A 13390-nucleotide genomic window follows, 5' to 3' on the forward strand; every position below is an offset into this window, starting at 1 on the left:
AATGATTCTCATTTATAATTCGGTCAATTTAAAATCACTCTCAGGGCGAGACAATGGGAAATAAGAAAAGTAATAAGCTTTTAACGAGGAAATCTGAAGTTAAAAATATCATTCCACTTCTTTCACTTGGTGGAGCCATTATTCTTTCAAACACAGCATTTGCAGCTTCAACTTCTGACACCACAGAAACAGAAAAAAAGCCTGAAGCTCTTCCTACCATTACCATTACCGCTACACGTGCAGATGAACTTTCTACCTCTGCCAAGCAAGTCACTAAGCTCGATGAAAAACAAATTGAACTTTTGAAAAATGGATCGTCTGGAAACATTGCGACAGTTTTAGCGAAAGCCGTACCGGGCCTATCGGACTCAAGCCGAACCATTACCGATTATGGTCAAACTTTACGTGGCCGTAATGCGCTTATTTTGGTCGATGGCGTTCCTATGAACCTTACACGTGATACAGCGAGAGGACTTTCAGCCATTGACCCTGAAAGTATTGCCAACATTGAAGTAATTCGTGGTAGTAACGCAATTTACGGTGGCGGCGCAGCGGGCGGTATTATTTCAATTACTACAAAAGCTGCGGGTGGTGAGCCTACGGCTAAAACCGTCGTTGGCCTACAAACACCACTTACAAATCTGCGTTCTAATGCTTTAAGTGGCGATATTCACCAGTATTTTACGGGCAGTTTTAACGCTTTTGACTATGCACTTGACTTTGGTTATCAACGTATTGGTAGCCCATACGATGCAAGTGGTGACCGTGTTGCACCTGAACCAAGTCAGGGTGACCTTTACGACTCAAATGGTTATAGCATCGGCGGTAAGCTGGGTTATCACATTGATGACAACCAATATCTACAGTTTGCTGCGAACTATTATAATGCCGAACAAGACTCAGACTATGCATCTGACCCAAGTGTAAAAAAAGCTCCAGCTGGAACCGTACCAGCCAAAGCTATTAAAGGCTTAAAGCTCAAAGACCAAAATAAAAACGAAAACCAGATCTACAATTTAACCTATACCAATAAAGACTTATTAGGTAATAAGGTTGATGCTCAAATTTATTACCGTGACTTCTTTACCCGTTTTTCACCATTTGATGCCCGTGCAAACGCGAACCGCGGAAAACAAGTCGACCAGATTTATCAAGAAAATAACGTACTCGGTAGCCGCTTAACAGTGACCACTCCCCTTGAGTTTTTAGGTGATACATCATTGGTTTGGGGTGGTGACTTTAGCCGTGAAAAAAGCGAAATGCCTTTAGATATTTTCGACCCTAATATTTATGATCAATCTGGCGGTTTAGAGTTTGTAAAAATCGGAAAACTGATTTATTTACCTGAACTGACCACGCAAAGTGTCGGTGGTTTTGTGCAGTTAAAACACCGCTTTAATGACCAATGGTCAGCAGAAGCTGGTACACGCTATGAAGACAGCTATGCGCAAATTGATAGCTTTGTTCCATTATCACAATTAGGCAAAACCAATCCTTACACGGTTCCAGGCGGAAAAGTAAAAGCTGATGCATGGTTGTACAATGCTAATGTGACTTTCTCACCAAACGACGAGCACTCGATCTATGCATCGTTTAACCAAGGTTTTCAGTTACCTGATGTTGGTTTAATTATTCGTAATGCTGGTGAAGGTTTTAACCTTGGATCATCATTCTTAGAGCCTGTAAAAGTAGATAACTACGAGCTTGGCTGGAAAGGTAACTTTAATAACTTCTCGTCAAGCTTAGCGGTATTCCACTCTACTTCTGACTTAGGTGCTGTGCAATCATTCAACAATGGTTTAGTCCTCGCCCGAACCAAAGAGAAAGTTACTGGGGTTGAAGCAACACTTGATTATCTTGATGATGCAAATGTGTGGGGAACTGGCGGTAGTGTTACGTGGATGAAAGGCCGTGAAAAACCTCAAAACGGTTCTGAACAAGACATGACAGGCTTCCGTATTCCACCATTAAAACTCACAGCTTATGTTTCTTATAGTCCAACTGAAACTTGGACGAACCGATTACAAGCAACTTACTTCGGTTCAGAAGATTACCGTCTAAATGGTGTAAATAGTTTTGGTCGCTACGATGTAAAATCTTATACCACAGCAGATTTGATCAGCAGCTTTGCGCTGAACAAGAAAGACACCATGACCATTGGTTTAGAAAATATGTTTAACCGCAAGTACTACCCGCTTTATAGCCAATTACTAAGAACGAGCGATAACACCAGCCACTTATTAGCAAATGGTATAACGCTTAAAGTGACTTATAGTCATAAATGGTAAGAACTTTGCTTAGTTCCTAATACAGTAAAAGCCCCGACCTCGGGGCTTTTACTTTTAGAGTATTTTATAAAAACATCGCTATAAAATATTGGAATTGCTTATCTCTTTCATCTACATCGTTATGACTCTGCCTTTGAATAATAGCACCTTCAATCATCTGTAGAAATAGTTTAGCCTCATCATAAGAAGTATACGCTTTAAGCATTCTTAGCTGACTATAGATTTCATTGGTGAGCCACATTCTATATCTCACCGCAGTTTGATAAGCGTTTGGATAATTATTTTTAGTTTCAAAAATAGTTTTCAATAACAGGTAATACGGCCCTTCTAAGTCTGTATGTAAGTCATACAGTGTTTTGAGTTTGTCTCTCACGTTTGAGTCTTGGTCATATTCCACCGTTGCAACAACTTTGTCTTGAAGACGTTGTTTTTGCATAAGTAGGCAGATTTCAATAAACCGCGCTTTGGACTGAAAGTAATGATAAAACGTCATTTTTGTAATTTCAGACTCTTTCACTATTCTGTCGACACCAACAAGGTGAAATCCGTGTTGATGGAATAAATGAATTGCCTGATTCACAACTTTTAAAGCACGTGTAGAAAGCACTAAAGGTGACATATTTGTACCGTTTAAAATAATTTTTTGTTGTATCTAAAAGAGATAGAAATGCCGTCACTCTTAAATTGAGCGGTAAAAAAAGCATGCAAAAGCGGCACAACAAAGGTGTGCTCGCCTATCTCAGGTTTATTGTTGCTATGATTTTTGAGTCGTAACGATTCTTAAGGTGTAGAAAACCTAGAGTCGATTAAACCGATTTATAGGATGTTGAAATGGTATGAATAAAGAGATTTTGGCAAAGGCCAATAAATGAGAAGAAATAGTACGCATAGCGAACTCCTAGATGAAATAGAAGTTCTACCCAATCACTGTCAAATGATTATGGTGGTAGAACGAAGGCGGGTTGACAGACCAGTCATCTAGGAACTGGCACGCCCGAAGGCGTCCCTCCTCCGTCCTACCGCTACGAAGGGAGACGAACGAGTTCAACACCAAAAAATTACTTTCTTGATGTTCTAGATGATGGCGACCTGTCAAAGTCGACTGGCAATGTAGGCCAGCAGGCAAAGGATAATCGGAGAGATTTGGGGTGTCAATGTGATATTGGCTAGAAAATGGATAAATAATTTTTTGTTTTTCATTAGATTATAATTCTGCTAATAAAATTCTTAATACTTTCTCATTAGTTTATTAAAGAAACATCCAGTACAAATATATCGATCATACCCTTTAACTCAACAGGTAATTTCGTTTCAAGTACTTCCCTAAGATGAGATGCTGTTTCAATATTATGATTTACTTTATTTGCAATTTTCTCATTTGCACCAAACCATAATACAAAGTAAATACCTTGTTGTTCTGCATCAGGATGAATCGAATATTTTTGGAAAAGTTGAGTTGAAGCAGCATTATATAAATCTTCATGCCATTGACCTTTGGATTCTAATACTAAAAGTTTTCTTTTATTATCAATTATTTTAGTAAATGTTATATCACAACGATTAGAATCTTTGAGTTGATGTTCAACATTTACGGTTATTCCTTTATTTTCAAGGCGTAATCTTAATCTATCTGCAACACGTAATGTAGCTTCAATCTCATTCAATCTTCTTTTCTCTGAAAATTTATTATTAATATATTGTTTGTTATAAAAGATATCTTTTGAAGTAGTTTCACTGCCCTTTAGATCATTTTGAAATCTTTCAAGCTCTTCAATAATCAAAGACCTCATACTTTCTACTGTAGCTAACTCATCATTATCGAGAAAATTTACAATTAATTCAGGTGCAGGTGCTTCAAAATTTAATAAATTAATTGCACGAATCAATGTAGAACGAATACTTTTTAACTCAGCCCACATATCCACAAATCTTTTATCCAAAATTAACTTATTTACAATTAATAAAGCATCTTTTGATTTTTTTTGTGAAAGCTTCCATATTAAACTTTTTAAAAATCTATAGGCAGTCTCACTTGAAGTATTAATTGTTCCAAAAGTATCTGATAATTCTACTTTTGGCCAAATTTCAACAAAGTGATCTAAAATCATCCAAATTTTTAAAGGTGTTAATACAGGCCATAAAGAATCATTGCTATTGTAAAAGCTATCTATTCTATTATTTAGCTGAAAGATAGTATCTTCTTGCTCTTTTAAATATTTCCAATAAAACTCTATCTCAGCTTCATCAAGAAAAAAGAAAGCTCTAATAAACCAAAAATTTGCTTTATCATTTAAGAAATTATAATTTTCACATTCTTTTGATAATTCTGATTTTATTTGAAAACATTTCTGCAAAACAAGTTCCCTAATTTTTTCTTGATCACAGAATTTAACGCATAAGCTGAAAACTGCCTCCAAGTTTTCTATATTCATTTGAGGATATGTATGCATCCAGTCTAAAGGTAACACCTCTCGGAAAGATTTAAACTGGTCATCGTACTTTAACCAATTTAATTTCATTTTTTGAGTTGAACTAAAATAAAATTGAGGCTCAATATAGTCTTTTATGAATTTATCTTTTTTTGCTATATCAGTAAATAATAGTCTATCTACTTCATTTTTAAAAAATTTAATTTCATCTCTATCTATTATAGGGTGCTTTTCATCAAAATTAAGGCGTAATATTTCCAATAATTCATGATTAATTTCTTTTAGATTACCAGTTTCCCTAAAGATTTCTAGACATGAAGCATATAAAACGACCTCACAATTATAAGCAGGCGAACCAAAATTTATTTTTTTATCTCTTTTCAAATCAATAATATATGGTTCAATATAACTTATACAATTTTTAAGTATCGTTTTGATAATTTGACAATTTCCAAATTCTGCTTCAATTCTATCAGGCCAATATAAGGTATATCTTGCTAAGTCATACAAGCATGAAAAATTCCCTACTCTTTCAATTAGTTCCTGATTATTTTCAATATATTGAATCTTATTATTTCTTAATATTTGTTGTTTTAGTTTTCCATTTTTTATACGTCTTCCATTTATAAGTTTTTTATTACTTTTATATTGCTTAATTGATTGTATATTTTTCTGAGTCCAAACTCTTAGAAAATCATTATTTTTATGAGCTTGTTTTTTTGCATACTGTCTAATTTTATAATTCATTTTACTTTCATAAGAGTTATAAAACTGATGAGTAGGAGCAAAATAGCCCCATAAATAACAATTATTTTCTTCAAATGCTAAGTCCAATATAAAATAATAATCATCTAATTTAAATCTAAGTCCAGCATGTCTAAAAGAAATTAAATTAAATCTAGTAATTTCATGATTTTTATCTTGGCCATTATTCTGTGTAAAAGCAGCCTTAAAAATACCTTGCCTCAATTCATCTTTTTCTTGTAATACCTTTACAGCAACACTATCTTTCTCATTCTTACTATTATGAAAATTAAGATTTTTCAACCACTTCCAAATTATTTCTGGATCATGATTCTTCTGTTCTAATTCAAAATATCGATCCAAAAGTATCCCTACTACTTTACTTACTCCCTCTCTACAATAACATTCAATAAACTCTTTCTTGCAATCACATTGAATTTTTACAGTTAAATCGTTAATTATATCAACAATTAGTTCATAATTAATATTAGAAACAACCTGCCTAATAAAATATCTTTCACCAATTATAAGTTTTCTATCAGGATTATTATCTTTTGGATATAAAGAGGTACATGCCATAAAAAAATCTAAAACTAAATTATAAGAAACTTCACTTATACCTATTTTTTCCATAATATGTGATGCAATATTTAAAGAAGAATTATTTCTTATTTTTATAAGGCTCTCTAAAACTATAGAAGCATCATAATTTTCTATTTCTGTTAGTCTTGCACAGGCTAAATCTCTTATATATTTATCAATATTTTCATTTAATACTATTTTTTCTAAATCAGCACATATTGATTTAAGTATTATTGATTTTTCCAACAGTTCAAGTATTAAACCTCTTAAATGATTTTTTTCTTCATCTACCGATAAAATTTTTTGTATGATAAATATCGATTTATCATCAAAAAAATTAACTATACTAAAACTCCTCCACATATCATTACGTCTGAAGAAAGGATCTTCTTCAACTAAGACCATTAACTTTTGTAATAAATACTTCTTCGATGAGGATAACAATTGAGATGGATCACCATTTGCTATAACAGCATATGGATCTATATCTATTAGACTCTCTTGAATATATTTATCACCTAATGCAGCCATCCAGCCAACTAAACCTCTCAGTTCGTCTCTTACAATCCCGTTAGGAGCAATAATTGATAGGCATTGACGAAGTGAAATATTATTCCTATAGGAATTTATCTTATTAATTAGATAGTTAGCCGCCCCATATTCCATAACAATTTTATGTATAGGTATATGCTGGTTTTCATTATCGGATAGTTTGAAAAGCCTAGTGGATATCAATGATAAGTATTGATCTGAATCTAATTTTAGCAATGAATCAATACGTGGATAAAGATGATCTAATCCACTATCATTTGTGCTTATACCTTCTGCACCAGATAAAATAATTTTTGCAAATATTTCTTCAGCTAGTTCTATTTTTGCTTTTTGATTTAAATCATTTCTAAAGCTAAATGCTATATTTTTTTCCTGCGCTAAGCCTTTAAATGCTTGACTAAATATAGACTTTCTGTCAGGAAAAGAATAGTTACTTTGAATATATGCATCTGCAAGAAGTTTTAAAAATTGAGGATTGGGTAACAATGGATTTAGATTATATTTATTAATTTCCTGTTGAAACTTTTCAAAATCTTCATCGGGTTTATAATTTTCAAAAATTTCTTGCTGCTCTGACTCACTGAAAGGATATAAACGGAAAATTTCTGGTTCAAATTCAAAAAATTCTTTTATTTGATAACTATAAGCTTGTTCCCACTCACTAGATCTACTTGATAAAATTAAAGTAGAAGGTGCTATATCTGCCGCTTTTCCTAATAATTCATAAATTGCTGATTGATCAACTCTAACTAACTCATCTAATGCATCTATAATTAAAGCCGATTTTTTTTCTAATATACTCTTTTTTAAGAATACATTTGCGGTATTTTTTTTAGCATTTAACTGCTCAGAAAAACTTTCTAGCAAAGATGTCTTGCCTGCCCCAGGCTCAGCTAAAATGATTATTATTTTAAAAGAAGCTATAACTTCTGCTTCAGTAAATTCCTTCTCATCATTATGAAGTTTTCTTGGTAAGTAAAAATTTAAAGCCATTTCAAAAAAAATATAATTTAACGATATTGTTTTACAATGAAATTAGTTACGTGTCTATTACAAAAATTTCTAAGTTGACAGTTTTATAAGTAATTATTTTTCTATAACTACTTTTAAGACTCACTAAGAACGCTATCTGGTCACTCTTACTGAAACAGTGAACTCGGATTCATCATAACTCCTATTCAGTAAAGTCCAATGCATACAATTGGGCAGCTCCTTGATGTATATTCTCTAATTTAACTGTTAGTTATATATTGTGATACACCGATAAAATGAATAATAAAATCCATTTTATCGGCTTGCCTACAGAGGCTTTTTAAGATTCCATTTTATTTTCTAATATAGTTTGGAAACTCTTTTAAAACCGTGCTACATAATTGACCTTTCATATCTTCACGTTTGCGTGCTTCAAATTGGTCCATACCTAATCTCATAACTTCTTTACCATACTTTTCACCTAGTTCATGTTTGGTACATTTGTCAGATTCATGAACTAATTCTTGTGAAGTATAGTGATAATTACAATCAAGTTGAGCACGGCTTAAAAAACCATGTAGTTGTACTGTTCTCTCGCAAGTCGTTCGCTGTATATAAGTTTTAGGCTCTTGAGCAGCATAAACTGATGTACCTACCAATAAAGTGAAAGCTGTTACTAAAAAATTACGCATTATTTCCCCGATAAAATTATTAAAAGTATAAGTGGCAATGTTGCAGGTGTATTAAATAATAATTGTTTATAAGTGTCTATTAATAATAAGAAAGTTAGATAAATCCTCTTATCTTTTGAATATTTCATCACCTTAATAAAAATGTGGGATTAATTTTTAATGGATAATTGATATAAGTTTTTATAATTATCTTTATTAGTTAAATTAAATCTTTATTCTAGTTAGCTAGGCATTCTATTAAGCTTAATAAAAGAGATTATAAAGCTATATAAGAATAGCTATAAAATAAAATGAGAATTAACTTCATTAAATCAGTTCATTTAGTCTTTTGAAAGAGTATGCGATAGACATGCAAATAGATTTTTTAAATAAAACTAAGATATATGTGAAAGTTTTTTTTAAAGCAATTTTCGAAGCAAAAAATACGCATATTTAAATTTTTATAAGATCCGCAAAGAGCACTGTTTAGTCACCCTTACTGAAACAGTGCTCTTTGCTCCATCACAACTCCTATCCAGTAGAGTCCGATGCATAGAAATAGTGTATGGCTGTCTCACTTAAAATGTTGACTGTATTTTCAGTTTTTTTAAATGATCTCAGCATAAAAATCACGTATATTAAAAATTAACAGAAGAATCTTCTTTGGTTTATATTTTGAACAGCACAGAATACACACTAGATCGCATAGATCGGAAAATATTATCTGCCCTTCGTGGAAATGGCCGCTTAACAGTTGCACAGCTCGCCGAAGAAGTTGGGCTTTCATCTTCGCCCTGCTGGACTCGACTCAAACGTTTAGAAACTCTAAAAATTATTGAAGGCTATACGGTAAACGTAAACCCAAAAGCGATTGGCATTCACGAGTTATTCTTTATTGAAATTACGCTAGAACGCCACGACGACGAAATGCTAGAAAACTTTAGTGAAGCTTTGGCAGATATTCCTGAAGTGGTCGAGGCGCATTTAGTTACGGGTGACTATGATTACTTGGTGAAAGTGGCCGTAAAAGATGCCGAACATTACGAACGCTTTTTACGTAAAAAGCTCTATTCGATTAAAGGTATTCGGCACACGCGTTCAACCTTTGCTTTACGACCACTTAAATCTGCTAATACTGCCGACTTAATGTTGATTGAATAATTGACTTATATAAGCCACTTTAGGTGCTTCATTGTTTTAATTTGATTTTATTCAATGTTGCACATAAAGCCTTCTTGTCGGCTTCTTTTAGCTGAGGGTGCTGAACTGGCCACATATAGCTACAGCCATGCGGTGCCTTGTTATTATTTTTCTTAAGTTCATAGGCAATATTTTTTAAAAGTTCGGTGTTTAAAGAACTAATTTTTAAACGCACTTCGCTTAAGTCCTGAGGCTTCCAGTTGGTTTCAGGGCTAGACAACCAATCTGCTCTATATCGGTACTGAATAGCTTTGGCTACATTCATTTGTGTCACTATAAACGGCTTTACCATTTCGCTATTCAGTCCAAAAGATTCGGCCTCAGAAAGTGATTGGTCAAGTACTTTCTTTTCTTGAGCTAAATCTTCAATCGGTAAATGCTGCTCTGCTTTATAGCCTGCGACATCTTTCATATAAGATAAACGCTCGTTAACTAAACGCGCGGTTTGATCATATTGATATGCTTGCGCCAATGAAGAAAAGCACATCAAAGCTGCAACTGTAGTCGCTACTTTAACCGTTTGTTGAGCGTTCTTAATATTTAACATTTAAGTACCTATCGAAATTATTGTTGTGCTGTCATTCCAAAGCAGTACTCTATTTTAAGAACCCTCGAAAGTAAAATCTCATGATATGCTAAGTTCTTGGCTCCATGCAGAGTCAGGTTGGTGATAGATGTGCTGGCACACTTGTTTTACAGATGAAATAAAGTGCGGGTTTTGTCCATCCCATTTTTCTACCATGCAATACGTCACATGTATGCCTTTGGGCTGAAACTCTCTTGCCAATGACTGCGATAACGCACGAATACCCGCAAACATACTTTGGCTTAATATATCGTGGTGAGGTGAACTATGAGATGGTGCTCCAAGAAAAATAACTGTACCCCGCTGCTGCTTGAGCATGGGTTTCAGCACTAATTGCGACACGCTCACTGCACTTAAACCTGTAGTCTGCCAACTGTGCTCAATTTCTTCTAAAGATAAAGATTCAATATTTGGCGCAGATGAAAAATTTGGCTGAAAGACGCATAACTCAATGGTATGGCGATGCTCTGTTATATATTTCAGCAGACTTTTTAAATGCTTAGTATTTACCAAGTTTAAGCGAACACTTGTTATGCCATCATTTACAGAGCTAACTTGTATGTTCTGAACAATTGCATCATGTACGACTTGATAAACGTGTAATGGAGATTGGCTGTGTTTATCTAAAATTACAAAACTTTGATCAGGTAGTTCTAAATCATGGCCTGCAACCACTGCACAGCCCTGCTTTTTTTGAAACTTCTGAAATATTGTTTTTAGCATATAAGTCTCTCAAAATTTTTCTTGGTATGGGCGTAAATCTAACTCATGTGTCCAGAGTTCAGGACTTTGTAGGTAAAGCATCCAATAGTTTTCTGCTATTGCATTAAGATTAAGCCCGCCCGTCCCACGTGTAAGACGCGCTAAACGACCTAGACCAAATAAAGCCTTATTCACTCTATCCCCATCAACCATTCCATCAATAATGACATGCGCAATATGAATACCTTGAGTTTTATATAGTTGAGCTAAATTTAATGCATAAGCTCGTAAGGCAGATTTGCCCATCGTAAAAGCAGCGAAAAAGGGCTTTCCACGTAATGAAGCACTCGCCCCAGTAAAAATAAGCGTACCGTGTTTTTGTTCTTTAAAAATTCTGAGACTACTTTGAGAAACCAAATAAGCCGATAAAAATGTGGATTGCCACATTTGATTGAAAAATGAGAGTGGACTACGTAAAAAAATTGAGGGAATATTTCCTCCCACATTATGAATAACAGCAGTAATACGTTCGTTTTGACTAGTAATGGTGTCAAATAAGGCTTGTACTTGATGTATATCTTCAGCATCTAAACGAAATGCGGTTGCCTCACCGCCTTTTGTATGAATTTCGGCAGCGACTGCTTCAATTTTCTGGAAAGTTCGCCCAGCAACGTAAACTTTTAATCCTTCTTTTGCAAAACGATGACAAACGGCTGCTCCGATCCCCTGTGAAGCCCCGACACCAATAACAACTGCACAATCTCGTGTTTTACTCGGTGGTTCTAATGACATAGTCGTTTCACCCTGTTTGTTTTTTATACCATAAAGCAATAAACGGACGATTCAAAATTTCTTTACTAAACTTTTTACTTGTTCGAACGACTTCACCAAGTTGAGCAACCACAGCAATGTCTGCAATCGTTTGGTTATCTCCAACCAACCATTCACTTTGAGATAACACCTGCTCAATACGATCTAAGTGTTTAATAAACTCTGCTTCAACATTTTCAGCTTTCATTCGGCCCAAACCTTGAAAGAAAAGCTGTGTTTTTAATTCGGCTAAAATAAAAGCTTTTACCATTGGCTTTTCATACGCTGGGCGCCCAATGCTACTAATACGGATGGCTTCTTCTAAAGCTTCCGAGTCATTTACCCTTAAATACACTTCATAAAAATAAAGAGACTCATCTGCCCAGTCTTCCCACAGTTCGGCAAGTGCCTTCTGATTTGGATCTTCAGGATAAAGTCGCGGTGTATCTGGATAGGCTTCATCTAAATAACGAGCAATACGGGTACTGTCTTGTATACGTTGTCCTTTATCATCAATAACGGGGACTTTACCCACTTTACTCAGCAAAGGAACTTTAGCACCAAGAATACCGTTATAGTTCACTGTATTAAATGAAATTCCCTTAAATTTCAAAGCCCTTGAAATTTTTTGACAAAATGGAGAAATTTCCCACTGGTGCAAAATAATATCCGACATTTATTCACCTTTATTTTTTAATTGTCTGTTTTACTGACTAGTTCTTTTTTGGAACTAAAAAATAAATATACAGAATAGCTTTTTAAGTCAAACCATTTTTGATGACGGCCAAGTTCCGAAAACTAAGAATTATTTGATTTTTATTATGATTAAAAAACAGCTTTAAGTATTTACGTTACCTTTTAATTTATAGACTTTTGCAAAGCTATGTACCCTAAAAAACTAAGATACATAGCCTTGATATTTTTCTTATAAAGCAACACCACAAATATCTTTAGTCCCTGTTGGGTAAGTTTGAGTCATTTTGGAATGATCAATTAAAAACTCAATCGATACATCTTTGTTGATATCAACCGCAGCTAAATCCATGTGATTTGAGGTTAAAGAATAATATAAATTATCTAACTTAGATGGGAATGTCGCAAAATAACCTTTATTCATGCCATTAAAGACTAAACCAACTTGATTAGAGTTTTGATTTATATATATACCAATTTTTTGATAACCATCAGTGGTAGCTTCAAGAGGTAAACTAAAACCATTAGAAACTAAAGTATTATCATTTGAAGTTGTCTGAATATAAAAATTATTAGTCGTAGGTCCATGTTGATAAGCAACTATAATATTTAAAGCTTTACCATTTTGCATAATACCAGCTGCGAGTGCTGGGAAAATATTTAGATAGCCCGTATTACTTATTTCTGGAACTTTAAATTTATATTCAAAAGCCAGTATTCCACTGGTAGGTATTGCTTTGTCACCACGAGTATATAGCATGGCAGACGAGTCATTTGCTGCAATAAATCTAGATAAGTATTCTTGGCTATATGCCATATAAATTTGATTTTGCTGAGATGTTTTATAAGAAAACTTAGTTCCATTTATTGTCGGAAACTTCTGTGCAGAACTATTTCCCAAAGACTGTATCTGTGTAGATGTTGCATCAAAGTTATAGGTACATTCAGCAAAAGAGTTACTCATACCCAAAACACCTACTATTGTTGCTAAAATTATCTTTTTCACGTCATTATCCTTTTTATATTTGAACGTTTAGTATATATAAATACATAAATAATTTAACTAAATCAGATAAATGGCATATTTATTACTTCCTAATAATTAAAAAACTAAATCTTATAATTAATAAAGCACTATCTCTTTTAAAGAAATAGTGCCTG

Annotated in this window: 10 protein-coding genes; 2 read left to right on the forward strand and 8 right to left on the reverse strand. The window is 33.8% G+C overall.

The window, feature by feature from the left end; translation table 11 throughout:
• The first annotated feature begins 53 nt into the window (after positions 1–53).
• Complete coding sequence (locus tag MKL35_RS11055) at positions 54–2288, forward strand: TonB-dependent receptor (RefSeq protein WP_032011799.1); 2235 nt, start codon at positions 54–56, stop codon at positions 2286–2288.
• Positions 2289–2352: 64 nt separating this feature from the next.
• Here the strand turns inward: MKL35_RS11055 and MKL35_RS11060 are convergent, their stop codons facing one another.
• The 3 genes from MKL35_RS11060 to MKL35_RS11070 form a co-directional block, all read right to left on the reverse strand.
• A complete protein-coding gene (locus tag MKL35_RS11060; protein ID WP_032011800.1) occupies positions 2353–2907 on the reverse strand; it encodes a TetR/AcrR family transcriptional regulator in 555 nt (184 codons plus the stop codon).
• A gap of 622 nt (positions 2908–3529) precedes the next feature.
• The gene (locus tag MKL35_RS11065) at positions 3530–7588 is read right to left on the reverse strand and encodes an NACHT domain-containing protein (protein ID WP_032011801.1); all 4059 of its coding nucleotides are present in this window, start codon (positions 7586–7588) and stop codon (positions 3530–3532) included.
• A 332-nt stretch (positions 7589–7920) separates the two neighbouring features.
• Positions 7921–8259, reverse strand: a complete 339-nt coding sequence (locus tag MKL35_RS11070) for a hypothetical protein (RefSeq protein WP_032011802.1) — start codon at positions 8257–8259, stop codon at positions 7921–7923.
• Between the two features lie 654 nt (positions 8260–8913).
• Here MKL35_RS11070 and MKL35_RS11075 point away from each other — a divergent pair.
• Entirely contained in the window at positions 8914–9399 is a 486-nt protein-coding gene (locus MKL35_RS11075) for an Lrp/AsnC family transcriptional regulator (protein WP_031944456.1), read from the forward strand.
• 28 nt (positions 9400–9427) lie between these two features.
• Here the strand turns inward: MKL35_RS11075 and MKL35_RS11080 are convergent, their stop codons facing one another.
• The 5 genes from MKL35_RS11080 to MKL35_RS11100 form a co-directional block, all read right to left on the reverse strand.
• Entirely contained in the window at positions 9428–9985 is a 558-nt protein-coding gene (locus MKL35_RS11080) for a chorismate mutase (protein WP_032011804.1), read from the reverse strand.
• Between the two features lie 78 nt (positions 9986–10063).
• On the reverse strand, positions 10064–10747 hold the full coding sequence (locus MKL35_RS11085) for an SDR family NAD(P)-dependent oxidoreductase (RefSeq protein ID WP_032011805.1): 684 nt from the start codon (positions 10745–10747) through the stop codon (positions 10064–10066).
• 9 nt (positions 10748–10756) lie between these two features.
• Entirely contained in the window at positions 10757–11518 is a 762-nt protein-coding gene (locus MKL35_RS11090) for an SDR family NAD(P)-dependent oxidoreductase (protein ID WP_032011806.1), read from the reverse strand.
• A gap of 7 nt (positions 11519–11525) precedes the next feature.
• On the reverse strand, positions 11526–12212 hold the full coding sequence (locus MKL35_RS11095; RefSeq protein ID WP_106479788.1) for a glutathione S-transferase: 687 nt from the start codon (positions 12210–12212) through the stop codon (positions 11526–11528).
• A gap of 249 nt (positions 12213–12461) precedes the next feature.
• A complete protein-coding gene (locus MKL35_RS11100; RefSeq protein ID WP_032011808.1) occupies positions 12462–13235 on the reverse strand; it encodes a DUF4882 family protein in 774 nt (257 codons plus the stop codon).
• Positions 13236–13390 lie beyond the last annotated feature (155 nt).

The organism is Acinetobacter sp. AOR41_HL (genome assembly GCF_027854645.1).
Classification (GTDB): Bacteria; Pseudomonadota; Gammaproteobacteria; order Pseudomonadales; family Moraxellaceae; genus Acinetobacter; species Acinetobacter nosocomialis.

Bases quoted from the DNA above. Each gene is read 5' to 3' on its own strand.
- MKL35_RS11070 (WP_032011802.1), bottom strand. From the start codon at position 8,259: ATGCGTAATTTTTTAGTAACAGCTTTCACTTTATTGGTAGGTACATCA.
- MKL35_RS11055 (WP_032011799.1), top strand. From the start codon at position 54: ATGGGAAATAAGAAAAGTAATAAGCTTTTAACGAGGAAATCTGAAGTT.
- MKL35_RS11095 (WP_106479788.1), bottom strand. From the start codon at position 12,212: ATGTCGGATATTATTTTGCACCAGTGGGAAATTTCTCCATTTTGTCAA.
- MKL35_RS11065 (WP_032011801.1), bottom strand. From the start codon at position 7,588: ATGGCTTTAAATTTTTACTTACCAAGAAAACTTCATAATGATGAGAAG.
- MKL35_RS11060 (WP_032011800.1), bottom strand. From the start codon at position 2,907: ATGTCACCTTTAGTGCTTTCTACACGTGCTTTAAAAGTTGTGAATCAG.
- MKL35_RS11090 (WP_032011806.1), bottom strand. From the start codon at position 11,518: ATGTCATTAGAACCACCGAGTAAAACACGAGATTGTGCAGTTGTTATT.
- MKL35_RS11085 (WP_032011805.1), bottom strand. From the start codon at position 10,747: ATGCTAAAAACAATATTTCAGAAGTTTCAAAAAAAGCAGGGCTGTGCA.
- MKL35_RS11080 (WP_032011804.1), bottom strand. From the start codon at position 9,985: ATGTTAAATATTAAGAACGCTCAACAAACGGTTAAAGTAGCGACTACA.